Origin of the sequence: Pseudoalteromonas sp. SR45-5 (genome assembly GCF_014163565.1) — a bacterium.
GTDB classification, from domain to species: Bacteria; Pseudomonadota; Gammaproteobacteria; order Enterobacterales; family Alteromonadaceae; genus Pseudoalteromonas; species Pseudoalteromonas distincta.
Window position 1 is genome coordinate 1 of sequence record NZ_JACJDN010000669.1, and the last position, 2,089, is coordinate 2,089.

General features: G+C 40.2%; 3 protein-coding genes. 1 reads left to right on the forward strand and 2 read right to left on the reverse strand.

The window, feature by feature from the left end; all coding sequences use genetic code 11:
* Window positions 1–2: 2 nt before the first annotated feature.
* Window positions 3–260: a 50S ribosomal protein L27 gene (gene rpmA, locus H5072_RS17800; protein ID WP_002957747.1), complete on the reverse strand. Its 258-nt coding sequence runs from the start codon at window positions 258–260 to the stop codon at window positions 3–5.
* Window positions 261–276: 16 nt separating this feature from the next.
* Window positions 277–588, reverse strand: coding sequence for a 50S ribosomal protein L21 (gene rplU, locus H5072_RS17805; RefSeq protein ID WP_002957748.1), 312 nt, complete (start codon window positions 586–588; stop codon window positions 277–279).
* A gap of 422 nt (window positions 589–1,010) precedes the next feature.
* On the opposite strand from rplU, the gene ispB reads away from it, so the two are divergent.
* A complete protein-coding gene (ispB, locus tag H5072_RS17810; RefSeq protein ID WP_024596483.1) occupies window positions 1,011–1,982 on the forward strand; it encodes an octaprenyl diphosphate synthase in 972 nt (323 codons plus the stop codon).
* The last annotated feature ends 107 nt before the right edge of the window (window positions 1,983–2,089 follow it).

Consider the following 2,089-nt stretch of genomic DNA (forward strand, 5'->3'; position numbering starts at 1 on the left):
GATTACTCAGTTACGATAGTTACGTATTTACGGTTTAAAGGACCTTTTTGTTCAAACTGAACTTTACCATCTGCTTTTGCGAAGATAGTGTGGTCTTTACCGATACCTACGTTAGTACCAGGGTGGAAACGAGTTCCACGCTGACGAACAATGATGCTACCTGCTAGAACTGATTCGCCACCAAAACGCTTAACACCAAGGCGTTTGCTTTCTGAATCGCGACCGTTACGAGTACTACCAGCTGCTTTTTTATGTGCCATTTCTAAGTACCTCTAATTAAGCGCTAATGCTAGTGATTTTAACTTCAGTGAACCATTGACGATGGCCCATTTGCTTACGAGAATGCTTACGGCGTCTAAATTTAACAACCTTAATCTTCTCACCGCGACCATGTGAAACAACCTCAGCTGTTATCTTGCCACCGTTTACGAACGGTACACCGATCTCGATTTTCTCACCATCAGCAACTAAAAGTACTGAATCAAATTCTACTGCCGCACCAGTTTCAACGTCTAATTTTTCAAGACGAATCGTTTGACCTTCAGTCACACGATGCTGTTTACCACCACTTTGGAAAACCGCGTACATAATTAACTCCGTCTGTGCACCCTCAAATCGGCGCAACTAAAATATTCTTCGATAGGGCGCGAAGTTTACGCTAACGCGAAATAACTAGCAAGCCTATTTTGTAATTAAAATGAATAAAAAGTAGCTGCTTTGAGAGCAATTCAATATTTACCCCATTTTATATTAATTGGCCCTTTTGCCAAGCGCTTTTTAACTCTTAGCCGAAATAAATTAATGTACTCAAATATGACCCTCACAGCTCAATATCTAAGCACACCATAAACTCTATATTGATTATCAATTAATCAGTTATCTTGGCTAATTCAGTCTAAATTAAGTACTTTAATAGTGTTTTTTCAATCAATCGTCACAAAATATCGAGCTAGTGCATTTTTTGTTGTACAATCTGCGCCGTTCACACATAAAAATTGGCTCGGAGATCAATGGATATAAAAGCTATCCAGGCGTTAATCGAAAGCGATATGAATGACGTCAATCAACTTATACATGCGCAAATGCGCTCAGATGTGGCGTTAGTTAATCAGCTTGGTTTATATATAGTTAGCAGTGGCGGCAAACGCGTTCGTCCAATGCTGGCTATTTTAGCAGCCAAAGCGCTCGGTTATCAGGGTAAAGATCACATAACACTTGCAACAATTGTTGAGTTTATCCATACAGCAACGCTATTGCATGATGATGTTGTAGATGAATCAAACTTACGACGTGGCACGCCTACAGCAAATGCTGAATTTGGTAATGCTGCTAGCGTATTGGTTGGTGACTTTATTTACACTCGCTCATTTCAGCTTATGGTTGGCCTTGGAAAAATGCAGATTATGCAAGTACTTGCCGATGCAACAAACATTATTGCTGAAGGTGAAGTATTGCAGCTGATGAACTGCAATGACCCAGATACGACTGAAGCCAGCTATATGCAGGTTATTTACTCTAAAACGGCTAAATTATTTGAAGCAGCTACAGGCCTTGCTGCCATTATCACAGAGCAAGACCAAGCGACACTTGATGCACTAAACCTATACGGTATGCATTTAGGTACTGCGTTTCAACTAGTAGATGACGTACTCGATTACAATGCAGATGCTGAGCAGCTAGGTAAAAACATTGGCGATGATTTAGCAGAAGGCAAACCAACCCTTCCGCTTATTTATGCTATGCAACATGGTAGCGAGCAGCAAACACAGCTCATTCGTGATGCAATAGAACACAGTAATGGTATGGAGCATTTAGAAGAAATTTTAACTGCACTAAAACAAACTAATGCGCTTGAGTTTACAATGCAAAAAGCAGAGCTTGAGGCCGAAAAAGCCATTGCCTGTTTAGACTTTTTAGCTGAGTCTGACTATAAGCAAGCACTTATAAGCCTTGCCCGTATTGCGGTTGACCGCGACCACTAGTTTTAACTAGTTACACAGTGTGACATTAATTCTGAGCAATAAAAAAGCCTGCAAATGCAGGCTTTTTTATATACCAATTTTATCAAAACATTAAGCATTCTTTCGGG